The organism is Tateyamaria omphalii, assembly GCF_014651375.1.
Classification (GTDB): domain Bacteria; phylum Pseudomonadota; class Alphaproteobacteria; order Rhodobacterales; family Rhodobacteraceae; genus Tateyamaria; species Tateyamaria omphalii.
Genome location: NZ_BMWT01000001.1, coordinates 1,015,825 through 1,039,955, shown reverse-complemented (window position 1 = coordinate 1,039,955; position 24,131 = coordinate 1,015,825). Strand labels below are relative to the sequence as shown.

At 58.8% G+C, this 24,131-nt stretch carries 30 protein-coding genes; 16 read left to right on the top strand and 14 right to left on the bottom strand.

From position 1 onward, the window contains the following. Positions 1-14: 14 nt before the first annotated feature. The 3 genes from IE087_RS05060 to bluB are packed head-to-tail and all read left to right on the top strand — an operon-like array spanning position 15 to position 1,384. Positions 15-311 carry a chorismate mutase gene (locus IE087_RS05060; protein ID WP_189368171.1) on the top strand — a complete coding sequence of 99 codons (297 nt, stop codon included), beginning with the start codon at positions 15-17 and terminating at the stop codon, positions 309-311. A 41-nt stretch (positions 312-352) separates the two neighbouring features. After that, positions 353-742 (top strand): 30S ribosomal protein S16, encoded by a 390-nt coding sequence (rpsP, locus tag IE087_RS05055; protein WP_189368170.1) that lies wholly within the window; start codon positions 353-355, stop codon positions 740-742. Between the two features lie 15 nt (positions 743-757). Next, complete coding sequence (gene bluB, locus IE087_RS05050) at positions 758-1,384, top strand: 5,6-dimethylbenzimidazole synthase (protein ID WP_189368169.1); 627 nt, start codon at positions 758-760, stop codon at positions 1,382-1,384. On the opposite strand, the gene IE087_RS05045 is transcribed toward bluB, so the two are convergent. Next, positions 1,381-1,698, bottom strand: a complete 318-nt coding sequence (locus IE087_RS05045) for a DMT family transporter (RefSeq protein WP_189368168.1) — start codon at positions 1,696-1,698, stop codon at positions 1,381-1,383. The two genes, bluB and IE087_RS05045, sit on opposite strands and share 4 nt — an antisense overlap. 115 nt (positions 1,699-1,813) lie before the next feature. After that, positions 1,814-2,275: a GNAT family N-acetyltransferase gene (locus IE087_RS05040; RefSeq protein ID WP_189368167.1), complete on the bottom strand. Its 462-nt coding sequence runs from the start codon at positions 2,273-2,275 to the stop codon at positions 1,814-1,816. 302 nt (positions 2,276-2,577) lie between these two features. Between IE087_RS05040 and IE087_RS05035 the strand changes: the two genes are divergently transcribed. The 7 genes from IE087_RS05035 to IE087_RS05005 all read left to right on the top strand — a co-directional run bounded on the left by IE087_RS05035 (position 2,578) and on the right by IE087_RS05005 (position 5,927). Next, positions 2,578-2,715 carry a hypothetical protein gene (locus tag IE087_RS05035; protein ID WP_189368166.1) on the top strand — a complete coding sequence of 46 codons (138 nt, stop codon included), beginning with the start codon at positions 2,578-2,580 and terminating at the stop codon, positions 2,713-2,715. Further along, positions 2,708-3,214, top strand: coding sequence for a ribosome maturation factor RimM (rimM, locus tag IE087_RS05030; protein WP_189368165.1), 507 nt, complete (start codon positions 2,708-2,710; stop codon positions 3,212-3,214). Before IE087_RS05035 ends, rimM begins: the two co-directional genes overlap by 8 nt. A 44-nt stretch (positions 3,215-3,258) precedes the next feature. Then, on the top strand, positions 3,259-4,080 hold the full coding sequence (gene trmD / locus IE087_RS05025; RefSeq protein ID WP_189368164.1) for a tRNA (guanosine(37)-N1)-methyltransferase TrmD: 822 nt from the start codon (positions 3,259-3,261) through the stop codon (positions 4,078-4,080). Continuing rightward, positions 4,077-4,547 (top strand): GFA family protein, encoded by a 471-nt coding sequence (locus IE087_RS05020; RefSeq protein ID WP_189368163.1) that lies wholly within the window; start codon positions 4,077-4,079, stop codon positions 4,545-4,547. The genes trmD and IE087_RS05020 overlap by 4 nt, the downstream gene beginning before the upstream one ends. A 260-nt stretch (positions 4,548-4,807) precedes the next feature. Further along, positions 4,808-5,197 carry a 50S ribosomal protein L19 gene (gene rplS / locus IE087_RS05015; RefSeq protein WP_189368162.1) on the top strand — a complete coding sequence of 130 codons (390 nt, stop codon included), beginning with the start codon at positions 4,808-4,810 and terminating at the stop codon, positions 5,195-5,197. Then, positions 5,194-5,415, top strand: coding sequence for a 50S ribosomal protein L31 (gene rpmE, locus IE087_RS05010; RefSeq protein WP_189368161.1), 222 nt, complete (start codon positions 5,194-5,196; stop codon positions 5,413-5,415). The genes rplS and rpmE overlap by 4 nt, the downstream gene beginning before the upstream one ends. A gap of 125 nt (positions 5,416-5,540) precedes the next feature. Further along, entirely contained in the window at positions 5,541-5,927 is a 387-nt protein-coding gene (locus IE087_RS05005; protein ID WP_189368160.1) for a hypothetical protein, read from the top strand. Here IE087_RS05005 and IE087_RS05000 read toward each other — a convergent pair. The 4 genes from IE087_RS05000 to edd all read right to left on the bottom strand — a co-directional run bounded on the left by IE087_RS05000 (position 5,924) and on the right by edd (position 10,374). Further along, a complete protein-coding gene (locus IE087_RS05000) occupies positions 5,924-7,216 on the bottom strand; it encodes a PQQ-dependent sugar dehydrogenase (RefSeq protein WP_189368159.1) in 1,293 nt (430 codons plus the stop codon). The genes IE087_RS05005 and IE087_RS05000 overlap by 4 nt on opposite strands. A 161-nt stretch (positions 7,217-7,377) precedes the next feature. After that, complete coding sequence (locus IE087_RS04995) at positions 7,378-7,788, bottom strand: c-type cytochrome (RefSeq protein WP_189368158.1); 411 nt, start codon at positions 7,786-7,788, stop codon at positions 7,378-7,380. 126 nt (positions 7,789-7,914) lie between these two features. Continuing rightward, positions 7,915-8,559, bottom strand: a complete 645-nt coding sequence (gene eda, locus IE087_RS04990; protein ID WP_189368157.1) for a bifunctional 4-hydroxy-2-oxoglutarate aldolase/2-dehydro-3-deoxy-phosphogluconate aldolase — start codon at positions 8,557-8,559, stop codon at positions 7,915-7,917. Next, positions 8,560-10,374, bottom strand: coding sequence for a phosphogluconate dehydratase (gene edd, locus IE087_RS04985; RefSeq protein ID WP_189368156.1), 1,815 nt, complete (start codon positions 10,372-10,374; stop codon positions 8,560-8,562). 192 nt (positions 10,375-10,566) lie between these two features. Here edd and IE087_RS04980 point away from each other — a divergent pair, with 192 nt between their 5' ends. Then, the gene (locus IE087_RS04980; RefSeq protein WP_189368155.1) at positions 10,567-11,376 is read left to right on the top strand and encodes a division plane positioning ATPase MipZ; all 810 of its coding nucleotides are present in this window, start codon (positions 10,567-10,569) and stop codon (positions 11,374-11,376) included. Between the two features lie 2 nt (positions 11,377-11,378). Here the strand turns inward: IE087_RS04980 and IE087_RS04975 are convergent, their stop codons facing one another. Beyond that, positions 11,379-11,816 (bottom strand): MarR family winged helix-turn-helix transcriptional regulator, encoded by a 438-nt coding sequence (locus tag IE087_RS04975; RefSeq protein WP_189368154.1) that lies wholly within the window; start codon positions 11,814-11,816, stop codon positions 11,379-11,381. 68 nt (positions 11,817-11,884) lie between these two features. On the opposite strand from IE087_RS04975, the gene hmgA reads away from it, so the two are divergent. The 5 genes from hmgA to IE087_RS04950 all read left to right on the top strand — a co-directional run bounded on the left by hmgA (position 11,885) and on the right by IE087_RS04950 (position 18,261). Further along, a complete protein-coding gene (gene hmgA / locus IE087_RS04970; RefSeq protein ID WP_189368153.1) occupies positions 11,885-13,240 on the top strand; it encodes a homogentisate 1,2-dioxygenase in 1,356 nt (451 codons plus the stop codon). Further along, positions 13,237-13,407 carry a hypothetical protein gene (locus IE087_RS04965; protein ID WP_189368152.1) on the top strand — a complete coding sequence of 57 codons (171 nt, stop codon included), beginning with the start codon at positions 13,237-13,239 and terminating at the stop codon, positions 13,405-13,407. The genes hmgA and IE087_RS04965 overlap by 4 nt, the downstream gene beginning before the upstream one ends. Before the next feature lie 107 nt (positions 13,408-13,514). Beyond that, entirely contained in the window at positions 13,515-14,771 is a 1,257-nt protein-coding gene (fahA, locus tag IE087_RS04960) for a fumarylacetoacetase (RefSeq protein WP_189368151.1), read from the top strand. A gap of 283 nt (positions 14,772-15,054) precedes the next feature. Then, entirely contained in the window at positions 15,055-16,233 is a 1,179-nt protein-coding gene (locus IE087_RS04955; RefSeq protein WP_229801266.1) for an amidohydrolase family protein, read from the top strand. A gap of 360 nt (positions 16,234-16,593) precedes the next feature. Further along, positions 16,594-18,261: an ABC transporter substrate-binding protein gene (locus tag IE087_RS04950; RefSeq protein WP_189368150.1), complete on the top strand. Its 1,668-nt coding sequence runs from the start codon at positions 16,594-16,596 to the stop codon at positions 18,259-18,261. 115 nt (positions 18,262-18,376) lie between these two features. Here IE087_RS04950 and IE087_RS04945 read toward each other — a convergent pair whose 3' ends face one another. The 7 genes from IE087_RS04945 to boxC form a co-directional block, all read right to left on the bottom strand. Next, entirely contained in the window at positions 18,377-18,844 is a 468-nt protein-coding gene (locus tag IE087_RS04945; protein ID WP_189368149.1) for a 3-hydroxyacyl-CoA dehydrogenase family protein, read from the bottom strand. Further along, a complete protein-coding gene (locus IE087_RS04940; RefSeq protein WP_229801265.1) occupies positions 18,841-19,692 on the bottom strand; it encodes a helix-turn-helix transcriptional regulator in 852 nt (283 codons plus the stop codon). Before IE087_RS04940 ends, IE087_RS04945 begins: the two co-directional genes overlap by 4 nt. Positions 19,693-19,791: 99 nt before the next feature. Beyond that, complete coding sequence (locus IE087_RS04935) at positions 19,792-20,214, bottom strand: acyl-CoA thioesterase (RefSeq protein WP_189368147.1); 423 nt, start codon at positions 20,212-20,214, stop codon at positions 19,792-19,794. Beyond that, on the bottom strand, positions 20,211-20,672 hold the full coding sequence (locus tag IE087_RS04930; RefSeq protein ID WP_189368146.1) for a flavodoxin domain-containing protein: 462 nt from the start codon (positions 20,670-20,672) through the stop codon (positions 20,211-20,213). The genes IE087_RS04935 and IE087_RS04930 overlap by 4 nt, the downstream gene beginning before the upstream one ends. A 10-nt stretch (positions 20,673-20,682) precedes the next feature. Continuing rightward, positions 20,683-20,859, bottom strand: coding sequence for a hypothetical protein (locus tag IE087_RS04925; protein ID WP_189368145.1), 177 nt, complete (start codon positions 20,857-20,859; stop codon positions 20,683-20,685). An 11-nt stretch (positions 20,860-20,870) separates the two neighbouring features. Beyond that, entirely contained in the window at positions 20,871-22,319 is a 1,449-nt protein-coding gene (gene boxB / locus IE087_RS04920) for a benzoyl-CoA 2,3-epoxidase subunit BoxB (protein WP_229801264.1), read from the bottom strand. Positions 22,320-22,373: 54 nt separating this feature from the next. After that, positions 22,374-24,032 (bottom strand): 2,3-epoxybenzoyl-CoA dihydrolase, encoded by a 1,659-nt coding sequence (gene boxC / locus IE087_RS04915; protein WP_189368144.1) that lies wholly within the window; start codon positions 24,030-24,032, stop codon positions 22,374-22,376. Between the last annotated feature and the right edge of the window lie 99 nt (positions 24,033-24,131).

The following is a 24,131-nucleotide window of genomic DNA, read 5'->3' as shown; positions in this document are numbered from 1 at the left end:
GGAAAGGACCGCTCATGACTGATGCTGTTACCCGCGCCGCCGAGGTGCTTGCCGACCACCGCGCCAGCATTGACCGGCTCGATGCCATCCTCGTCTATACCCTGGGCGAGCGGTTCAAACACACGCAGGCCGTGGGGAAACTCAAGGCCACACACGACCTTCCGCCTTCCGATCCCACGCGCGAAGCCGCGCAGATCGCTCGGCTCGAAGATTTGGCAAACCGGGCCGATCTGGACCCCGAATTCGCCAAGAAGTTCCTGAACTTCATCATCGCTGAAGTCATTCAGCACCATAAGAAAGCTCAAGAATAACGGGCACTTGCCCGCGACCGCCATTAAAGGAGAAACAAACAATGGCCATGAAAATCCGTCTTGCCCGTGGTGGCTCGAAAAAGCGTCCCTTCTACCGCATCGTGGCTGCTGACAGCCGCATGCCACGCGACGGCCGCTACATCGAAAAGCTGGGCACCTATAACCCGCTGCTGCCCAAGGACAGCGAAGAGCGCGTGAAAATGAACATGGAACGCGTTCAGTACTGGCTGGGTGAGGGTGCACAGCCCACAGATCGCATCAGCCGTATGCTGGAAGCCGCAGGCGTGCTCGAGAAAAAAGAGCGCAACAACCCCAACAAGGGTGAACCCGGCGCCAAAGCCAAAGAGCGCGCAGAAGAAAAAGCAGCCAAGGCCGCTGAAGCATCCGAAGCGCCTGCCGAAGAAGCCGCCGCTGAAGAAACAGAAGAGTAATCAGGGGGTTGGCGCGTGGACACATTCCCGAATGAGTTTCGCGACCAACTTCTGAACCTGATGGCGTGGCGGCGTGATGTGCGCCGCTTCCGCACCGATCCCGTGGATGAGGCAGTGCTGATGCGCTGCCTCGACACCTTTCGGCTGGCCCCTTCCGTGGGGCTGTCCGAACCCTGGCGCATCATCCGCGTGCAAAGCGAAGCGGCCCGCGCGTCCGCTCTCGAAAACTACAAGGTCGCCAACGCCCAGGCCCTCGCCGGGTATGACGGCGATCAGGCGGCCAGCTACAGCCAGCTCAAACTGTCTGGCATGGTTGAAGCCCCTGAACACCTCGCTATTTTCTGTGATGATCGCACGGCGCAAGGCCACGGGTTGGGCGCTGCCACCATGCCCGAGACACGCCGCTATTCGGTGGTCGGGGCCGTCACACTCATGTGGCTTGCGGCCCGGTCAGAAGGGTTGGGCATGGGTTGGGTGTCGATCCTCGATCCCGATCAATTGTGCCGCGATCTCAACGTTCCTACGGGCTGGTCACTCGTTGCCTACATGTGTGTCGGCTGGCCAGAGGAACAATCCGACACGCCCGAACTCGAACGCGCCGGATGGGAACACCGGCACAACCTGATTATAGAGACGCGCTAGCCAGCCGAGATTTTCAGCCCCGCAACGCCGGCAACAATGGCAAGGGCCGAAATCACCTTGAGCGGCGTGAGCGCCTCTCCCAGAAACGTATAGCCCAAGGCGACGGTTCCAAGCGTCCCTACAGCGGTCCAGATCGGATAGGCCACACTGACGGGCAGATCGTGCAGGGCAAGAGTTAGAAATCCGATCCCTGCGATCACCGCCACCACGGTCAACACGGAAGCCCGCGCATTTGTGAACCCATCCGCATACTTCATGCTCATCGCAAAGGTCACTTCGAAAATGGCCGCCAGACCAAGGTAGAACCACGCCATTCCGAACATCCTATTTTGGAACTGATTGGTTCCAAATCTAGATCACCACCTTCGAGATGCAAGGGGAAAAGTGAATTGGCATGGGCAGACAGCGCAGCGCATGCCATGCCAACCGTCAGGCCAGCATCTTGGTAAACGTGACCTTGTCTTCATCCGGCCCAAAGAACGCCGGAATAGTCGCCACATGATCGTATCCACGCGCGTTGTAGAAGCGGCGCGCACGGTCTTGGTCCGGCGTCTGGGTGGTGTCGATCACCAGCATCCGCGCATCGGCCAAGGCTGCTTCAACGGCGTGTATCAATACCGTTCCTGCCCCTTTGCCATGCAGATCAGGGGCCGTCGCAATCGCGCGCAGGTTCCACGTGCGATCCGTCAGTGCCTCGCTTTGCACAAAGGCAAAGCCGACCGGCTCGCCATCCTGTTCGACCACACACCAAAGGTCATCGCTGTCGCCACTCAGGCCGGGGGCCATCATGTCCAGCAACATGTCACCCGGAAACAGCGTGGCCTCCGCAATGGGGGCAAGAAAAGGGATGTCGGTATCGCGCGCAGGGCGCGTTTGAAAGAGGTCTGGCATAGCCATCCTTTCGTCAAGAATTGAATGATTTGAGAGGGTTCACACCACGTGAACACGAAAGGCAGGGCACAGGCCAACGGCGCCGCGAAAGCGACGGATGTGTTTCTGCTTGCATCGTTTGCACGACGCCATGGGCATGTGCCCGTTTATACCGGCATAAAATCTCCATTCCCGCGCCTCTTGGCACGGATGCCCTGCACCTAGCCGCCCAGACGCCGTCAAAGCAAGCGCGGACTGGACAAAACACGGCAACGTGTCGCAAATGCCCTGAACGGCCCAGCGCCCCGCAGAAAGTGAGCCCCATGTTCGGATTGATCCGCACACCCATCCTTATCCTGATCGCGTTTGTGGCGGGCCTGATGTTCGAACGCAGCCAGGGAGCAGAGGCATGTACAGAGCAAGGCGGCGTGATGCGTGATGGAGTGTGTTGGAATGAGTGACGACCTGATCTGTGTCGGCGCCATCAGCGGTGCCTACGGTGTACATGGTGAGGTCCGGGTGAAATCGTTCTGCGCCCTGCCCGAGGACATCGAAACCTACAGCCCTCTTACGACGGAAGATGGTAAGCGCTCCTTTGCCCTTGCGCTCATACGTCCCATGAAAAACGGCTTTGTCGCCCGGATCGCCGAGGTCGCAACCAAGGAAGAGGCCGACACGCTCAAGGGTACACAGCTCTTTGCCCGCCGCGACCAGCTCCCGCACCTGCCGGATGATGAATTCTACTATACCGATTTGGTCGGACTCGACGTGTTCGACACAGGCGGCACATCCTTGGGTCTCGTGAAAGCTGTGCAGAACCACGGCGCCAGTGACCTGCTTGAGGTGCACATGCCGGGGGCGACGACAACCGTCCTTTTGCCCTTCACCAAAGCCGCGGTACCAACCGTGGATCTGGCTGCGGGCCGCATCGTGGCGGACCCACCCGAAGGGCTGTTCTGACACCGGGCATTTCCCTTGCCGCCCGGATCGCTTAACAGACAGCTATGTCCACGCCACCAAAATCCCATGGCCGCAAGGCCATCCGACCAACGCTGAAACCGTCTTCCCTGATGGACGAAGCCCCCGATCTTGTCGGTGTCTGGCAGGCCCGGATTGTCACCCTGTTCCCCGAGACCTTCCCCGGCGTGCTGGGCGCTTCGCTGACGGGCAAGGCACTGCAGGACGGCAAATGGCAACTGCACACCCACGACCTGCGCGCGCATGGGGTGGGCAAACACCGCAATGTCGATGACACACCCGCTGGCGGCGGCGCCGGCATGGTGCTGCGCGCGGATGTGGTCAGCGCGGCACTGACCGAGGCACAGGTCCACGCCCGCGGGCGATGGCCAATCCTCTACATGTCCCCGCGGGGACAACGGTTTGATCAGACCATGGCACGCGATCTTGCGCGCTGCGACGGCGTCACGATGCTCTGTGGCCGGTTCGAAGGAGTCGACGAGCGGGTGCTTGAGCACTGGGGGATCACCGAAGTGTCTCTTGGCGATTTTGTGATGACCGGGGGAGAGATTGCGGCGCAGGCCATGCTCGACGCCACCGTGCGGCTCTTGCCCGGCGTTCTGGGCAACGCGGAAAGCGCAGTCGAGGAAAGCCATTCAAACGACCTTCTGGAACACCCGCAATACACACGACCGGCGACATGGGAAGGACGCGACATTCCCGAGGTGCTGATGTCCGGAAACCACGGCAAGATCGCCGAATGGCGTTATGCCATGGCTGAGCGCCTCACCGAAACCCGTCGCCCCGACTTGTGGGCTGCCTATCAGACGCGACGGAACAAAGACCGCACTGACAATCAAGGCAAATGATGCAAGCAAGCACCGCTATAACCTGTAGCTGTGGTTCCTCTCGCTTTGCGGCCAAAGGTGTGCCGTTGGTGCGCGCGATATGCCACTGCACCATCTGCCAACGGTTCAACCAAAGCGACTTTGCAGACGTGACCGTTTTTTACCGCAAAGATGTAGAGGTAAAGGACGACAAAAACGTCACCTACACGGCACACAAAAAACCGGCTATTGTCATGCGCGGCCAATGTTCGGTGTGCACGCTCCCGGCAATTGAGCAGGTAAGCATGCCGTTGATGCCCAAACTGACAATTGTGCCCACTCGAAATCTGACTGACCATTCGGCTTTGCCGGACGCCGGCTTGCATATCTTTTATGACAAACGGGTTCGCGACATGTATGACGACGTACCGAATTACAGTGGCTATATGCAGAGCCAGATCGCCTTTGGTGCAGCACTGATACGTGGAATGGTTCATCGACGCGGCTAAGGCCGCATGTCACGGCATTGTCCCCTTGATCCAACCCGACGCCCCGCCTATACACCGCTCATTCCGACTCAGGGTTTCCTGATCGGGTGTTTGGCTTGTGGCACTTTCTTCGGCGCTTTATCGCAAGGCAAACAGAGTTGAGACAAGGAATGATGACCTGACCTCTGGCGGGCGCAATGGCGGACCCGGTGAAGACGCAGAGCTCTGAGGCGCGACAAACCTTCGTGGGCAAACCACGAGCATGATAGGAGTGATGGTCAATGGACCTGATCGCACAGCTAGAGGCGGAACAGATTGCCGCCCTGGGGAAAGACATCCCCGACTTCAAAGCCGGTGACACCATCCGCGTCGGCTACAAGGTGACCGAAGGCACGCGTACCCGTGTGCAGAACTACGAAGGCGTCTGCATCGCCCGCAACAACGGCTCGGGCATTGCCGGTTCGTTCACCGTTCGCAAGATTTCCTTTGGTGAAGGCGTGGAACGTGTGTTCCCGCTGTTTTCCACCAACATCGACAGCATCACCGTGGTTCGCCGCGGTCGCGTGCGTCGCGCCAAACTGTACTACCTCCGCACCCGCCGCGGCAAATCGGCCCGGATCGCGGAAGTCTCTAACTACAAACCCAAGAAGTCCGAAGGAGCGGAAGCATGAAAGCCGACACGCATCCCGACTACCACATCATCGACGTCAAGATGACGGACGGAACTGTGGTTCAAATGAAATCCACATGGGGCAAGGAAGGCGACCAGCTGTCGCTCGACATCGACCCCTCCGTGCACCCCGCATGGACCGGCGGATCGTCCCGCCTGATGGACACCGGCGGCCGCGTGTCCAAGTTCAAGAACAAATACGCTGGTCTGGGCTTCTAAAGCTCACACACTACGCAAAAGACAAAGCCGCTCCAACCGGGGCGGCTTTTTTCGTACCACGCCAAGGCATCTTGCCGCACGGCACTGCGGTCGCGATAGTATCCCGATCCATCAGGGGGACGAAGATGCGCCGCGCACCACTCATCGCTGCACTCTTGATCGCGGTCGCTCCGGTCGTGACCCAAGCGGACGGCAAAACTGCCATCAAACGGGCCAAGTCCGGTCAATTCGATGCACAAGGCGAGGTGCGCTGTGCACAAGAGGTCGGACAGGCTCTTGGCACCTGTGACGCCTCCGTCGCCCGCGTCGCGGGATCGACAGCAGTGGTTGTGACCTTTCCCAACAGCTTTGCGCGCATCCTGACATTCTCGGACGGCGCATTCCTGCGCGGCAATGCGACAATGTCAGGGGTCGGCACGGATACCGAATGGCAACTGACCAATGGCACTTACCACATCCGCGTAGACGACCAGCGCTTCGAACTGCCCGAAACGCTGGTCTTCCCGGATTAGCCGCCGGGTGTCAGCTTGTAGATCGTACCTTCGTCAATGGACGTGTACAGGCTGCCATCCGGCCCCATCACGACCGACCGGAACCGACCTGACTCCATGGGCAGGGTCATCTCGGTCACATCCTCCACATCCGTGACATCTTCGTTGAAATGGATCACGTCAAGGCGCTGGCCGATGGGTGTGCCGCCAAATCCGATCCCCATGATGCCGACAACCATCGCGCCATTCCATTCGCCCCAAGCGTCCCCATCCAGGAATGCAGCCGAGGACATGCCCTGTGACCAGCCATTGTTGTTCCAGACCGGGGGCATGGCGTCCGGATATGTGTCGAAATCAGTCATCGGCATGAAAGCCGCACGTTCGTACCGGTTCATGCCTTCCTCCTGATTGGGGCTATAACCGCAGTAGTTGTCCGGGCAATCGGCACGTCCAGCCATGTTCGGGCGCGGATCCCACCCGGCATTGCCCCCGTTTTCCAGAATGGTGATTTCGTCCGAATGCCACGGCCCATGTTCTGCCGTGATGGCCTGTCCCGTCACGGGGTGGAACGCGATGCCCTGCACGTTGCGGTGCCCATAGGTATAGGTCCGTGCATCAAAGCCTTCGGGCGGGGTGTTGTCAGCGTGGGCATTGCCGTCGGTATCGATCCGGATCACTTTCGATCCCATCATTGTCGGGCTCTGCGGCACCTCGCCATTATGGGTGTCGCCTGTGGTCAGCCACAACGCACCATCCGCGCTAAACCGCACCCGACCTCCGTTATGGGCACCGGGGCCACCAAACGGATGATCGGACGCGGCCATCTTATAGGGCACATCGTCAATGATATCTGTCCGGTCAGATACGCTGGCGAAATCATCGCTGACCGTAAAGCGCATCAGCCGGTTGGTGTGCGGGTCCGACATGTTTGATGTGGAATAGACATAGATGCCCCGGTTGTTAGCAAAGTCGGGGTCAAAGGCGACACCCATCATGCCCGCCTGCCCTTCGCAAAACAGGTCAGCGCCATTGGCAGCATATCCAGCTGTTTCGGCAACGCCATAGAGGGCATTCACCGTTCCATCCGGCATCCGCACGGACAACCCCTTGCACTTTTCGGTAAACAGCATCGTGCCATCATCCAGGAACGCCATGTCCCAAGGATTATCAAGGCCGTCCAGCACAACCTCGTGCGTCAGACTGGTGGTGTTCATGCCGCTCTGGGCCAGCAGCGGCAAGGATGAAATGGCCGTCGCCGCAAGCAGTGATGCAATGACCGATAGTTTGGAATGTGTGGTAAATCCGGACATAGTTTCCTCCCTTAAATGGTATCATTCGCCATCCGGGGGGTGCTCTTTATTTTTATGTCCGGACAAGCCAGACCTTCACGGTATGGTGGTACCATACGCCGGTCAATGTTTGACTTACGTTAGGGCAACTTTATGCCGACGCGACATTCGTATACGTATGCTCAGTCAAATGCCGTCGCCACATAGACCGAGATATTGGCAATATCTTCGTCAGATAGCCTCTTGGCGTGAGAGATCATCAGGATCGAATTGGGTCCGATCTTTTCACCCGCGCGATACCGTTCAAGCTGTGTGGCGATGTAAGCCGGCTCCAGATCAGCAAGTGCAGGATAGCTGGAGGCGCCTTGCGCCTTGTTGCCATGGCAGGCGCGGCACGATTTTCGGAAGATCGCCTCTGCCGCTTCGACATCAATCGTCGCACTAACGCTGCTTTCATCCGTGGTGTCCGCCCAAAGAGCACCCGTCCAAACACTTGTCACAACGGTCAAAAGGCAACATTTGAACATCGACACGGTCTCCTCACCCAGCCCACCACTCCCCCAGTAGTAGAGAGTAAAGCGTGGTTCGTCCAATTCCGTGCCATGCCCGAAACGTGTTCGGATGGTGTGTGCCGTGCGCTTAGATAGGTGGAGCGTCGATTTTCTACAGGCTATACAAGCTGCACGACATCAGGAACATCACCCTGAGCGCAGCTATTCCTAGCGGGACAAGACTGCAGCTTCTTTCGCCAAGGCCTCGATGCCGGCCCAGTCTCCGGCCACAACCTTATCTTTGGGCGCCACCCATGATCCGCCAGCACAGACCACATTTGGAAGGCTCAGGTAGCTGTTGGCATTGGCCATGCTCACCCCCCCGGTCGGGCAGAATGAGATCTGCGGCAAAGGCGCACCAATGGCCTTCAAGGCAGGCGCACCGCCCGAAGCCTCGGCAGGGAAAAACTTGAGCATGTCATATCCACGCTCGAACAGCCCCATCGCCTCGGACGCGGTGGCGGCGCCCGGCAGCAAGGGCAATTCCTCGGCCTCACAGGCAGCAATCAGTGCCTCGGTGGCGCCCGGGGACACCCCGAATTGCGCACCGGCCTCCTTGGCCGCCTTCACATCGTCCGGCGTGACCAGCGTGCCGGCGCCGACAACCCCACCCGGCACTTTGGACATCGCTGAAATCACGTCCAATGCAGCTGGCGTGCGCAAGGTCACTTCAAGCGCGGGCAATCCACCTGCCACCAATGCCTCGGCCAGGGGTTGGGCATGGGCGACATCGTCCACCACAAGCACAGGCACAATCGGCGCAAGGTCACAGATTTCACGGGCACGCACGGCAGCGGCTTTGGCAGTCAGCATTCAAAAGTCTCCAAATACGGTTGCGCCAGTATTGGCGGACCCGACGGTATTGCGGAAGGCATGGAACATGTCGCGACCCACCCCCCAATGATTGGCCGAAAGATCGGCGGTGGCGTGGGGACGGTCAAGCACACCTTCAGTCAGAATTCCAAGCTGCCCGGCTTCGGCATCAACACGGATCAGATCGCCGTCCTGCACTTGCGCAATCACACCACCATCCAGCGCTTCTGGGCAGACGTGGATAGCCGACGGCACCTTGCCTGAAGCGCCGGACATGCGGCCATCGGTGACCAATGCCACCTTCTGCCCGCGGCCCTGCATGATACCCAGTATCGGCGTCAGGCTGTGCAGTTCCGGCATCCCATTGGCTTTCGGCCCCTGGAACCGAACGACGATCACAAAATCGCCCTCGTTGAACTCGCCCGCCTTGAAGGCAGCCTTCACGTCATCCTGCTCATGGAACACACGCGCCGGGGCTTCGACGATCCGGTGTTCCGGTGCAACGGCGGAGATTTTCATGACACCGGTTCCCAAGTTCCCCACAAGGCGGCTGATCCCGCCAGTTTTCTGGAATGGATCAGATGCCGGGCGCACAATCTTTTCATTCAGGCTTTTGCCCGCACCCGGCTTCCAAGTCAGCGCGCCGTCGATCAGCTTGGGTTCCTGGGTGTAGTTCTCCAACCCCTCACCCGCGACGGTTTGTGTGTCTTCGTGCAGCAGACCTGCGCCCAACAGCTCGCCAATCATGAAGCCAAGGCCGCCCGCTGCGTGGAAATGGTTCACGTCCGCAAGGCCGTTGGGATAAACGCGCGCAATCAGCGGCGTCACTTCGGACAGGTCACAGAAGTCTTCCCAATCCAGCACAATGCCCCCGGCCCGCGCCATGGCTATCAAGTGGATCAACAGGTTGGTGGATCCGCCGGTTGCATTCAGACCGACAATCCCGTTCACAAACGCCTTCTCATCGAGGATATTGCAGACTGGCGTGTAATTGTTTCCCAAGGCTGACAAGGACAACGCGCGCTTGGCCCCTTCAACAGTCAGCGCGTCACGCAGTGGGGTGTTGGGATTGACGAAGGACGAACCGGGCAAGTGCAGGCCCATGAATTCCATCAGCATCTGGTTGGTGTTGGCTGTCCCGTAGAACGTGCACGTACCCGGGCCATGGTAGGCAGCCATTTCCGAGGCAAGCAGCTCTTCGCGCGTGGCTTCACCCGCAGCAAACTTCTGGCGCACCTTAGCCTTTTCATCGTTGGACAAGCCGCTTGTCATCGGACCCGCAGGCAAGAACACGGCTGGCATATGGCCGAATGATTGCGCCCCAATGATCAGGCCCGGCACGATCTTGTCACAAACGCCCAGAAAGACGGCAGCATCAAACACGTTGTGTGACAACGCCACGCCCGTCGCCATCGCAATCACATCGCGGGAAAACAGGCTCAGCTCCATGCCTGCCTCGCCTTGGGTCACGCCGTCGCACATGGCCGGCACGCCGCCTGCCACTTGCGCGGTTCCGCCCTCCGCCCGGATCGCGTCGCGGATCAGGGTCGGATAGGTCTCGAACGGCTGGTGCGCCGAGAGCATGTCATTGTAAGCCGTGACAATCCCAAGATTGCCAACGCTGGCTTCGGCCAGTCGGGACTGGTCAGGGCCAGCGGCCGCAAACGCATGGGCCTGACCACTGCAGGACAGGTGCGCGCGGGCCGGACCTTGGGACTTGGCAGTGGCCATACGATCCAGATAGCGACGCCGTGTCGGTGCGCTGCGTTCGATCACGCGCTCTGTCACGCGCTCAAGTGTAGAGTGCAGGGGCATCTTGCTCTCCTATCTCCTCATCTCGGTTTGGCCATAGCTTATCACACGGCGCCTGATAGCGCTAACAACTTCGATGTGCAATCACCGCGCCACGGTGCCGCAGGAAAGTTTCCTTGCCCGCTTTCAATGGGTGTGAACACAACATATAGTGGCCCAAAATTCGCAAAGCGGATGTGCGGTAAGGGGACAATCATGGCGCATATCATTGTTGTCGGCAACGAAAAGGGCGGGGCTGGCAAGTCCACCGTGTCGATGCATGTGGCCACGGCACTGGCACGTGCGGGCAAGAAAGTCAGCGCACTTGATCTTGACCTGCGGCAGCGGACATTCGGACGTTATGTCGAAAACCGCCGCAGTTTTCTGGCGTCAGCTGACCTCGACCTGCCATCACCCGATGTGCACGACTTGCCCGAAATTGACGCTGCGCAACTCAAGCCCGGTGAAAACATCTATGACCACAGGCTCAGCGCCGCCGTTGCAACGCTGGAACCTGACAACGACTTTATCCTGATCGATTGCCCCGGCTCTCACACCCGGCTCAGCCAAGTGGCCCATTCGCTGGCCGACACGTTGATCACGCCGCTAAATGACAGCTTTGTCGATTTCGACCTGCTGGCACGTATCGATTCAACGGGTGAGAAGATCCTTGGCCCCTCGGTCTATTCCGAGATGGTGTGGAACGCCCGCCAGTTGCGCGCCCAAGCGGGCCTGAAGCCCATCGACTGGATCGTGCTGCGCAACCGCATGGGTGCCCAGCGCATGGTCAACAAGGAAAAGATGGAACGCGCCATCAAGATGCTGGCCAAGCGTATCGGCTTCCGCATCGCGCCCGGCTTTTCCGAACGCGTCATCTTCCGCGAGTTGTTCCCGCGTGGGCTGACCCTGCTCGATCTCAAAGACATCGGGGTCAAGCAACTCAACATCTCGAATGTTGCGGCGCGACAAGAGTTGCGGGATCTGATCAAGGCCCTGAACCTGCCCGAGATCGAGGTCGACTTCTGATCTTAGTCTCGCTGCGCCAGACGCAACAGCAAGCCGCGCAACATCTTCGCTTCTTCAGCTGAAATACCGTCTGTCAGGGCGGCATCGTAGTCCTGCGCGATGCCTTTCAAGTCGCGATAGACCTGCTGCCCGGCCGATGTCAGTGTCAGATATTCCACGCGTCGATCCGTATCTGCGCGCGTGCGGGTCAGGTATCGACGCTCTGCCAGCCTTTGCACTGCGCGGCTGATCTTGGTCTTGTGCATCTGCGCCCGCGCCCCGATGTCACTGGCCGTCATGCGGCCATAGATGCCCAGGTGGAACAGCACCCGCCATTCGTTTCGCAACATGCCATACTTGTCTTTGTAGACTTTCTGGAACTCAAGGCTCGACGCCTCGGCCGCCTGGTTCAGCAGATAGGGCAGGAACTGGCGGACATCGAAGTCTTTGGTCGTTTTCATGGGCACATCGCTTGTTAGTTACAAAAACAACTATTACATCGGCAACCAATTCCGCAAGAGGGATCGCCATGAACCGCCAATCCGCGCCGCATTCCATGATCCAGGCCCCGTCCGGGGCCGGTATCACCGAAGGGTACATGCCGGGCTTCGGCAATGATTTCGAAACCGAAGCGCTGCCGGGCGCCCTGCCCGAGGGGATGAATTCACCTCAGAAATGCAATTACGGACTTTATGGTGAGCAACTGAGTGGCACCGCCTTTACGGATGTGCGGCCCGAGCGGACATGGTGCTACCGCATCCGCCCCTCGGTCAAACATTCCGGACGCTACAACCGCATTGACCTGCCCTATTGGAAATCCGCGCCGCACATCCCGGAGGATGTGACCAGCCTGGGTCAATACCGCTGGGATCCCGTGCCACACACCGATCAGGATCTGACATGGCTGACCGGCATGCGCACCATGACGACAGCGGGCGATGTGAACACACAGGTGGGCATGGCCAGCCATATCTACTTGGTGACCGCGTCGATGAAGGACGCCTACTTTTTCTCGGCCGACAGTGAGCTTCTGGTGGTTCCGCAGGAAGGGCGGCTGCGCTTTTGCACCGAATTGGGGATCATCGATGTGGAGCCGCAGGACATCGCAATCCTGCCCCGTGGTCTTGTGTACCGGGTCGAAGTTCTTGAAGGCCCCGCACGTGGCTTTGTCTGCGAAAACTATGGCGCGAAGTTTGAATTGCCCGGGCGCGGCCCCATCGGTGCCAACTGCATGGCAAACCCGCGTGACTTCAAAGCCCCGGTCGCGGCCTTCGAGGACCGAGAGGTCCCCTCGACCCTCACGATCAAATGGTGCGGCCAGTTCCATGAAACAGACCTCGGGCACTCACCGCTGGATGTGGTGGCATGGCACGGCAACTATGCGCCACTGAAATACGACCTGAAAACCTACTGCCCTGTGGGCGCCATTCTGTTTGACCACCCCGACCCGTCGATCTTCACCGTGCTGACCGCGCCCTCCGGCCAGCCGGGCGTCGCCAATATCGACTTTGTGTTGTTCCGCGAACGCTGGATGGTAGCGGAAGACACGTTCCGCCCGCCGTGGTATCACAAGAACATCATGTCGGAGCTGATGGGCAACATTTACGGCCAGTACGATGCCAAACCGAAAGGGTTCGTGCCCGGCGGCATGTCCCTGCACAACATGATGCTGCCGCATGGGCCGGACAAAAACGCGTTCGAAGGGGCCAGCAATGCAGAGCTTGAACCACACAAGCTCGACAACACGATGTCCTTCATGTTCGAAACACGCTTTCCACAGCACCTGACCCTGTTTGCGGCGCAAGAGGCACCGCTGCAGGACGATTATATCGACTGTTGGACGGATATTGAGAAGAAGTTCGATGGGACGCCGGGCAAGAAATGATTGACCCCGGCCTTATTGCTATTGCTGTCTTTGTGGGTCTTGTCGGTGGCGTCATTTGGTCGTGGCGATCCAAGAAGGATCACATCGTTCCACTGGATCACACCCGCGCCCAACCGGGTCGACGCCTCGAAGGATCGGATCACGTTGCCGGGGGCGGATCGGATTGATTGCCTGCCCGTCTTCTCATTCGTCAACAGGTTGGCTGCACTTCGGACTGACCGCGCCCGCCCAAACTTCAACTCTTTCAATTCCTGATTTCACGTAGGACCTTACGATGCCGCTGAATTCTTCATGGGTGAGCAGTGCGAACAGTGCTGAGACCGACTTCCCGCTGAACAACCTGCCCTACGGCGTCTTCTCGACCGACACGCTCGATGCTCGCTGTGGCGTGGCCATCGGGGACATGATCTTTGACATGTACGCAGCCGAGGAACAGGGGATCATCGACCTCACGGACGAACCTTTGTTCGACGTACCCTTCTGGAACGAATTGATGGAGCAAGGGCCCGCCGTCTGGACGGCCTTGCGCAACCGGCTCACTGACCTGCTGGCTGAGGGGTCCAAGGATCAAGCACTTGTCGAACCGCTGCTTGTCCCCATGGCGAACGCCACTCTGCATATGCCACTGGTCGTGTCCGAATTCACCGACTTCTACGCGGGCCGTCACCACGCGACAAATGTGGGCACCATGTTCCGGGGGCCAGAAAATGCACTGCCGCCGAACTGGCTGCATATCCCCATCGGTTACAATGGACGCGCCTCTTCCGTGGTTGTTTCAGGCACCGACATCCGCCGCCCTTGGGGGCAATTGAAGTCGCCGGATCACGACCTGCCTGCCTTCCTGCCATCGCGGCGCTTCGATCTTGAGCTGGAAATGGGTGCCATTGTCGGCATGGCCTCGGACGGCCCCATCACTGTGGACGAGGCTGATGCCGCAATCTTTGGCTATGTGCTGCTGAACGACTGGTCCGCACGCGACATTCAGGCGTGGGAGTACCAACCGCTCGGCCCCTTCCAGGCCAAGGCAACGGCAACGTCCATCAGCCCGTGGATCGTAACCAAGGCGGCGCTGGAACCCTTCCGCACGTCCACGCCCGACCGCGAATTTGAGCTGCTCGACCATCTCAAGGACACCGGCCCGATGCTCTATGACATAGATCTGAGCGTCACGCTTGCGCCCGAGGGAAAGACAGCAACAACAATCGCTCAAACCAACTACCGCGAGATGTACTACTCTTCGGCCCAGCAACTGGCACATCACAGCACGTCCGGCTGCCCGATGAATGTGGGGGACCTTTTGGGGTCTGGCACCATCTCTGGCCCCACGAAATCTGAACGCGGGAGCCTGCTGGAACTCAGCTGGGGCGGCAAAGAGCCGGTCACGCTCGACACCGGCGATACGCGTACCTTCCTCGAAGACGACGATAGGCTGACACTGACCGGCCACGCAAAAGGTGACGGATACAGGGTCGGCTTTGGCACTTGCAGCGGAACAATCCTTGCCGCGCTGGATGATCCCTACAAATGTTGAAGGTTGCTGTTCAGCGTGAAAGCCCCCGCTTGATGACCTGATGTGTCGACTGCTTTTTGGCGCCGACGCACTTGAACAGTTGTTCGAAATTTGAAACCGTCCCGGTGCAACCCTGGCGCGTGCGCTGACATGGGCTGTGGGTATCCATTGCGTGGACTGAGACGGATATGAACACGTGTATTTTTGCCGGGGCCACCGTTACGCCTCCGAGTATGAACCGATCGACAAGCCTGTTTGTCCAACGTTCGACACGTGCAGTCACGATTGAAATCATCTGACGTGCATGACTGACGTTCTCGTTCCCAAATCCATGATTTCGGACCCGCATCGATTTGGCGGGGTGGATCACGGTGACTGCGTGCATGGCACACCGATTGTAAAGGACGGTCAATTGATCGCCCTTGATGCGCCAACGCAGACCGCAACCAAGATGGTGCTGCCCCGGCTTGTTGAACCGCATTGCCATCTCGACAAATGCCACACTGTCCAACGGCTCAAAAATGTTGGCGGCGACTTGCACCACGCTCTGGCCAGTCAGCGGGCTGATAAAGTCCACTGGGACGAAGATGATATCCGCGCGCGCGCATCCAAAGGGCTGAAAGAAGCACATGAGAACGGCTGCGGACTGATAAGAAGCCATGTGGACTGGGGCGACGAACCCGCACCGCCACTCTCTTGGTCGGTATTGGTCGAACTGGCCGAAGACCACTCCGGCCTTCAGCTATCGGCGCTGACCAGCATTGAACAGTGGATCCACCCGGAATTTTCCGAAACGGTTGGCAAGGTTCTGGAATTTACTGATGGCGTTCTGGGCGCATTTGTTCACGGACATGAAAAAACACGCGCTGGGCTGGAGGCTCTTTTTGCGACCGCTATCCGTCACAATCTAATGCTGGATTTCCACGTGGATGAAGGGCTCGGTGCGCTTCATGGCCTTGAACAAATCGCCGATGTCGCCCTGGAAACAGGCTTTGACCGTCCAATCCTATGTGGCCACTGCGTGAGCCTGATAGACAAGCCGTCGCACGAGGTACAACGCATCGCAGACAAACTCGTCCGCGCGCACATCACCGTTTGTGCACTGCCCATGACCAACCTCTACCTGCAAGGTCGCACCGATGGCACACCAGACCGGCGCGGGATCACCCGGCTCAAAGAACTGCGGGACGCGGGCGTACCCGTCGTCGTAGGTTCCGATAATGTCGCAGACGCCTTCTGCCCTGTTGGCGCGCATGATCCTCGTGCCGCATTGGCACTTGCATGCGTCGCCGCACATCTGGATCCACCTATGGGCGATTGGCTTCCTGCCATTACGACGGATGCGGCACGCGCTCTTGGGGCGACCGCTGCTACAGTTGATGGTGCTCACTTGGCAGACATGCTGACATGCGACGTCACGCATACCGCCAATCTGCTGTCTGGTCGTGTACCGCTTCGTGCGGCGCCTGACACACTCATGTGAGCGACACCGCACTCGGTGGACAAGCACAAACCCGCTCGCAACAACAAACAATACCTGGCGACGGTCCGCGTACTCGACCACGAAGCGTCCAATAACGTACTCATATTCAGTCAAAAGGCGGTTTTGGGCTCGAGAACGACGTGGAATCACAAAAACATCGGAATCTTGTCGACTATTTCTATGGGTACGGCCCCCGAGGATGGGGTTGACGCCATACGCCTGATCGTTTGAACTTCGGGCGTCTCCCGGGAAGGGGTGGCGAAAAAACGCAGAGAAACTGCAACACCAAAGGGTCGGGCACTCACCCTGACCACATAAGGACGCGAACATCTGTTCGCGACGCCAACAGAGAGGAAGAACATGACTTTTGTAACACGTACCGGCAAGCCGCTGCCGAAATCCATCGTGGATTCGGCTGGTAAAGTCGGCACCGATCCAATCAACCGCCGCGAATTCCTTGCAACAGCCAGCAGCTTTGGTGCCACGGCCGCCGTTGCTTACGGCATGCTCGGCCTGACCGCGCCCGCTGCCAAGGCCGCAGGGCACAAGGTGGGTGGCACGCTCCGCTACCAGATCGAAGTCCGCGCACTCAAGGATCCGCGCACTTACGACTGGTCACAGATCGCCAACTTCTCACGCGGCTGGCTGGAGTATCTGGTCACCTACGAAAACGACGGCACCTTCAAGCCCTCGCTTCTTGAAAGCTGGGAAATCAATGACGACGCCACCGTCTACACCCTGAACGTCCGCAAGGGTGTCAAGTGGAACAACGGCGAGGACTTCACCGCTGAGGACGTCGCGCGCAACATCGCGGGTTGGTGTGAAAAAGACCTCGAAGGCAACTCGATGGCCGGTCGCTTCAACACCCTGATCGACGCCGATACGAACAAGGCCCTCGATGGCGCAATCGAAGTGGTCGACAGCCATACTATCAAACTGAACCTGCCCGCCTCCGATATCTCGTTGATTGCAGGCATGGCAGATTATCCGGCCGCCATCGTGCACAGCTCGTACACAGCAGATACTGCACTCAGCAACCCAATTGGCACAGGGCCCTATCTGCCTGAGTCGCTCGAGGTGGGTGTAAAGGGTGTGTTGGTCAAGAACACGGATCACACCTGGTGGGGCACCGAGGTTTATGGCGGTCCCTACATGGAGCGGATCGAGTATATCGACTACGGCACCGACCCCGCAGCCTGGATGGCCGCATCGGAAGCGGATGAAGTCGACATGAACTACTCGGTCGATGGTGATTTCGTTGATCTCATCTCGTCCATCGACGGTATGGTGCAGAACGACATCGTGACCGCTGCCACCGTCGTGATCCGGCCTAACCAGCTGGCCGAAGTCGATGGCAAGCGCCCCTACGAGGACGAGCGCGTGCGCCGCGCCATCACCATGGCGGTTGATAACAACATCCTGCTCGAACTGGGCATCGGTGGCCGGGGCGAAGTGGCTGAAAACCACCACGTGGCCCCGTTCCACCCTGAATACGCCGAGCTGCCCGCGCAGGAACTGGACCCTGCAGGCGCCAAGGCGCTGATGGACGAAGCCGGTATGGGCGACTTCGAACACGAACTGATCTCGATCGACGATGGCTACCGCAAGGACACCACCGACGCGGTCGCAGCCCAACTGCGCGACGCAGGTATCAATGTCAAACGGACGGTTCTGCCCGGGTCAACCTTCTGGAACGACTGGGCAAAGTACCCGTTCAGCTCGACCAACTGGAACCACCGTCCGCTCGGTGTCCAGATCTGGGCGCTGGCCTACCGCTCCGGCGAAGCGTGGAACGAATTTGGCTGGTCCAACCCCGAGTTCGACGAGAACCTGAAAAAGGCACTGGCCACGGCGGATGTGGAAGAGCGCCGCAAGCTGATGGCTATTGGCCAGAAGATGATCCAGGACGCTGGCGTCACGATCCAGCCCTACTGGCGATCACTGACCAACCACACCAAGGAAGGTCTGGTCGGTGCGGGGCATCACATCACCTATGAATTCCGCCCGGCACAGGTCGCATGGACCTGATCCGCAGGATCAAGGAACGGAAAGGGGCCGCCATCGCGCGGCCCTTTTCTTATTGAAAAGAGGGACGGTGGGCGGGGCGCATTTGGCGCTGCCAAACAGCGTCCGCACGGCGTCCTCAGATCACCGCCAACCGATCCGCAGGAAAATGCAAGAGCCGCACGGCGGCATCCATATCCGCACGCACTGCATCCCGCATCTCTTCATGCAGTCGGAAGACCAAGGCGTCCGCACTCAACTCTGTACGCTCAGCTTTCGCGAACCATGCCTCTTCGCAGATCAAATCCTCGATCAACGGGTCGGTGACTGCACCTCCGCCACCGGGATACCGATAGTATCCCCAGCCAAACCGCTTTCCCATGCGCCCTTCGGCGACCATACGCGGCAACACCGGTGTCACATCAGCCCCATCCCGGACGTGCAGTACAGCGTCAAGGCCAATCAGATCTTGCGCTTCGCATGGGCCAAGACGATACCCCCAATCCACCAGCGCCTCGTCAAGTTCCCAGGGTGTCGTGTGCCGATACAGCAACCGCTCGCAAACCCGCCAGAATGTATCTTGTAACGGCGTGACAACTGCGCTCACGCCCCCAAACCTTCTAGGAAACGATGCTTGGCGATGATGGCCAGCAACTCGTTCACTGACATGGATACAGGCTTGGATGACGTGTCGACCTGCGCCAAGGCCCGTTCATAGGCCGGCGTGCGCGTGGTCAAGAGCGCTTTCAGTTGCTCCATGGCCGCCGGGTTGCCCTCCATAGGCCGCAGATCACCCTGTGCGCGCACACGTGCCATATGTTCGCCCGCGCTGGTACGCACCCAAATGGTGTGAAAGCGTTCCAGAACCATGTCATAGGTCACCTTGTCCCCCACTATCCCACCGGCCACGGCAAGGATCAGCTTGTCATGCCGGGCCACCACTTGCGATACGGCCTCAGCTTCCAGCGCGCGGTATCCGTCTTGCCCATACAGGCCCATGACCTCGGACAACGGCATACCGGCCTTGGCTTCAATCTCTTGATTCAACTCGACGAACGGTATCTTCAGTTTGTCCGCGGCCAAACGGCCCAAAGTCGATTTCCCCGCCCCGCGCAAACCAACCAAGCAAATACGCTGAGCGCGTAACGCCATGGGGTTTTGCGGCGCAAGCAAAGCACGCACGCGACCCTGCACCTGCGCAGGCGCTGCTTGATACAAACGCGCCACCCGCGCCACGTCCCCATCCATAGGCGGAGATTCCGATAACAAATCCTCGATCCGAAGATTCAGAGCGGTTGCGACACGGTCCAACAAAATAACCGAGATGTTTCCTTCGCCGGCCTCAAGCTGCGCCAGATACCGTGGGGACACGCCCGAGCGTTCAGACAATGCACGTCGCGGCAAGCCCAACGCCTCACGTGCCGCACGAACGCGGGTCGCAAGGCGGGCAATCATCGGAACAGCTCCGTCGGGTATGGGTCGTGGTGATGTCATGCGCACGTTTTTTTGGTCTTATCAGGACGTTGTAGGGCGCATTCCCAACTGATCAACTATTCAAACGTCGCATATGTGCGGGGCAATCACTTCACGCAGCGCCGGGGGCGGGGAACAGCTCTTGAATTGGTCAGCGACAACAAAAACACACGTGAACGTGCCCTCAAAGCACAGCACCCCATCTTGATGTCCATCCACACGAAACGTCACGGATTTTTCGCCCAAACGGCTGGGCCAAACAGAACAAATCAACCGGTGACGGGGTGTAACGGGCGACCGAAAATCCATGCTCATATGGACAAATGGCGTGCCAATATTGCGATCCAGCTCAAGCTGATACCAGCCATCCCCGCCCAGATGAGCCTCCCACCACGCGTTTATGGCGTCGAGCGCAAACCACGGTAAGCGACCGGTATAGGCAATCTTGGCCGGATCACAATCGCCCCATGTGACCCGGGTTTCATGTTGGAAAGCTGCGCTCAAGCAGCCTTGTCCGCTGCCATCAGGCCCATGATCCCCTGCACCCAGGGCAAGGCCACATCCTCGGGCATGTCAAAACCCGACGCATCATGCAGACCACGTTCGCCCACCTGAACAGCACCCTGTGCTTTCAGCATTTCGCTCAGCTTCATGGAGCCATGATTGAACGTCTCGGCGAACACCATGTCGCCCAAACCGAAGATCGCAAAACGCACGCCACTCAGGTCGGGCTTGCCTTCGTTCAAGGCCTCTTCGAAAGGCAACGCAGTGGATGGCAGATCACCATTGCCATAAGTCGAGGTGACGATGAGGTAGAACGTGTCCTTCTCCATCGCCGCCGGGTCCACATCAGCAAGGCTCTGGATATCGCAGTCGAACCCTTCCCCCAGTTCCGCCTCGATGTCTTCGCACAACATCTCGGAATTGCCCGTTTCGGACCCGTAGTAAATTCCAACTTTCATTCAACGCTCCCTAATGCACGCGTTCGGGTTCCGCGGCTTTGTACCGACGGCACATTTCGTCTTGCTCGTCCCGCGTCAGCATCATGTAAAGCGCAAGGCACATTCCGGTGCATCCGTCGCATTCCAGTGCGCAAAACGGGCGCTGGACCGGTGCATCGTCTGTAAGGGCTGTTCTGTCGATCTGCATAACATCCTCCATCAGGCCATATGCAGCTTAACATACTCGAAATCCCCTGGCTTGTTGTCGATTCCCACACGGGGCGGCGAAATCCAGCTTGCGTATTTTCCAGGCTCATAGCACGGCTTCATCAATGACTGGATAAAGGCGCCGTCTTCTTTGGTCGGCAGCCACTCAGGCGCACGCGCATCCCACTCTTCCTGAGTGATAAAACGGCCTTCCGGCGTGATCGGCTGGTTTGCAAAAACGCCGATCTTCCGGTGGAATCCCTCATGCGGCAGCTTCAATTCAAAGTCGATGCCCGTGCGCGAAATCTGCTTGTTCCAACGGCGCAAACCACCAGAGGCATCGCGCACATAGTCATCGCGCAAGCGCATGTTGATGGCTGTCAGGGCGGGCACATCCTCGGTGACGATCTTGCCATCGACGATGCTCGCCACCTTGTAGGTGTCATTTGTCAGCTTGTGATCGTCCTCGATCCGCTGCTCCATGTAGCGGCCCTTGATACCGGCATTAAAGGCATTGGCGGCGTTGGTGCTGACCTCTTGCCCAAACAGGTCAAGGCTCAGCGTGTAATGCAGGTTCAGCTTTTTCTGGATTGTAGGCAGGTCAATGACACCCAGATCGCGGATTTTGTCGATGTCATAGGGATCATCGATCCCGTTCTCCTGCATCGCGGCCAAGGTCGCCTGAATGGTCCGGGTCACACCCGTTTCGCCCACGAACATGTGGTGTGCTTCTTCGGTCAGCATGAAACGACAGGTGCGTGAAAGCGGGTCAAACCCGGACTGCGCAAGGCTTTCCAACTGCATCTTGCCGTCACGATCGGTGAAATAGGTGAACATGAAGAAGGACAACCAGTCCGGCGTTTCCTCGTTGAACGCGCCCAGCATCCGCGGTGCCTCGTCCGAACCGGACGAGCGCACCAGCATATCATCCGCCTCCTCACGCCCGTCCTTGCCGAAATACTTCTGCAGCAAATACACCATGGCCCACAGGTGCCGCCCTTCTTCCACATTCACCTGAAACAGGTTGCGCATGTCATAAAGTGACGGCGCAGTCAGCCCAAGAAAGCGCTGCTGCTCGACCGACCCCGGCTCAGTATCGCCCTGGATCACGATCAGGCGCTTGAGCATGTTACGGTACTCGCCCGGGACTTCCTGCCATGCGGGTTCGCCGTAATGCTCACCCATGGGAATCCGCCGGTCTTCGACGGCGGGGGCCAATAGGACACCCCAGCGATATTCGGGCATCTTCACATAGTCGAACTTGGCCCATCCCTTCGGATCCACGCTCACAGCGGTGCGCAGATAAACCATGCTTTCCTGAAAATTCTGCGGGATCAGGTCATTCCACCAATTGATATACCCGGGATGCCATTTCTCCAGCGCCTTCAGCACCTTGCGATCCTGGCTCAGCCCCACATTGTTGGGGATTTGGGTGTCATAGCTGACGTTCATCACAGTCATGTCTTCATATCCTCCGGGAGCCAAAGATTTTTCGTACGAAAAATCTCAGGCCCGTTACACACGTTCCATATTGAAATCTCCGCGCACACCGGTCCCGTACCGTTGCAACGCGCCGTCTTCGCCAACCGCATTGGGGCGGTTGAAAATCCAGTTCTGCCATGCCGTAAGACGGCCAAAGATGCGCGTCTCCATTGTCTCGGGTCCCGCAAAGCGCAGGTTCGCCTCCATTCCCGTCATGGCATCGGGTGAGAAGCTCGCACGTTCTTCAAGGAAGATGCGAATTTCATCCTCCCAATCGATGTCATCAAGGATTTCGGTCACCAGTCCCGTCTCATCAGCCTCCTCGGCCTCAAGCGCCTTACCAATCTGATCGCGCAGCCCCGCGGCATCGTCCGATCCGTAGAATCGCGTCTGCAATCGGGTCAGATCATTGCTCATCGGGTAGGCTCCAAAATTCCCTTCGCTCAAGGTGATGGTGGCAAGGGGTCGATTGTCTCCCTCGAACTCGTCCTCCATCATGTAGGAACGATCGACAGCCCAGATCAGCTCGGCCAGCACACCGGCAAAGCAACCCCCATGCTCGACCAGCGCCACCAATGACCGCGAGGTCACATCGACCCGCTTCAGCACACGCTTCCAGTAGTGCCGGATTTCGTTGGCCAGCCAGTGGTCAGAGTTGTTCAGGATCAACGCCTCATGCGCCAGAACAGCCTCCGGATCGCCTTGGCTGCGAATCACCCACAGGCCAGCCTCCATTTCGTTGAGGCGCAGGTGCAGAATGGCATCCTCCAACTCACGCGCCAACCGCAGGATGTAGGACTGATCACCTTCAGCCACCAAGGCATCCACGTCTGCAGGGGCATCGCCTTCCGGCCCCTTGATCAAAATCTCCGCCCGCCGCGCGGCGCGATCCACCGTGACCTCAACCAGTCCATAGGTCACCGAGCCATCGTCAGACACGGTTCGCTCAATCGGTCTCAATGCAATCCCTTGCGCCACATCCGGCTTGTCCGAAGCCTCTGCAAACTCGGCCGCCCGTGCCGCAACAACCTCGTCAAAGCGGGCATTGGGCACCGCCTCATCCACCAGCTTCCACTGCACGGCGCGCTTGCCCTTCACGCCCTCCTCGGTCGAACAGAATACATCCGCCCGATCCCGCCGCACCATCCGCTTGTCCGTCACGCGGGTCAGGCCACCCGTTCCCGGCAACACGGCAAGGAGCGGCACCTCGGGCAATGCCACGGACGACGTGGAATCGTCCGTCAGCATGATGTGATTGCACGCCAACGCCAGCTCGTATCCGCCACCGGCGCAGGCGCCTTTCACAGCCGCCACGTATTTCTGCCCACTCTCGGCCTCCGCCGCCTCATAGGCATTGCGCGTCTCGTTCGTGAACTTACAGAAATTCACCTTGTGAGAATGCGCCGCCCCGCCCAGCATCCGGATGTTGGCGCCTGCGCAAAACACCCGGTCCTTGGCGGATTTCATCACAACCACCTTCACCTCTGGATGCTCGAAGCGCATCCGCTGCACCACATCATTCAACTCGATGTCGACGCCCAGATCGTAGGAATTCAGCTTCAACTGATACCCATCGAACAATCCGCCATCTTCATCCACATCCATCCACAGGGTCGCCACCGGGCCGTCATACTCCACACGCCAATGGCGATAGCGGGACGGGTCAGTGCGAAAATCGATGGTCTGGGTCATGAATCACATGCGCCTTGCAAGGTCGAAAGTGGCAGTATGTTACACCGCAATGGGATGAAGATGCACAATATGCCGCTACATACAGCTATTTAATGCACT